At 37.2% G+C, this 207-nt stretch carries 1 pseudogene; it reads left to right on the forward strand.

Going from position 1 to position 207, the window contains the following annotated elements:
• Positions 1–124 precede the first annotated feature (124 nt).
• A pseudogene (lacA, locus tag ACT3RT_RS23115) lies at positions 125–207 on the forward strand (galactoside O-acetyltransferase); the annotation flags it as partial.

Consider the following 207-nt stretch of genomic DNA (forward strand, 5'->3'; position numbering starts at 1 on the left):
GATATTCTGGGTAATGCTGTCAACCTGTTGATGACTATTTTAATCTGTAGTCATTCAATCCTTGTAACATCAGGATGATCCTGGTGTCAGTGAAAATACGAAATCAACACGTTGGTATCATTACCAAGGCTTACCTGAAAAAAGACTTCGTGGGAAAACATTAATGTATGAGTTCAATCACTCGCATCCATCAGAAGTTGAAAAAAG

This window comes from Ewingella sp. AOP9-I1-14 (assembly GCF_052375995.1).
Taxonomy (GTDB): domain Bacteria; phylum Pseudomonadota; class Gammaproteobacteria; order Enterobacterales; family Enterobacteriaceae; genus Ewingella; species Ewingella allii.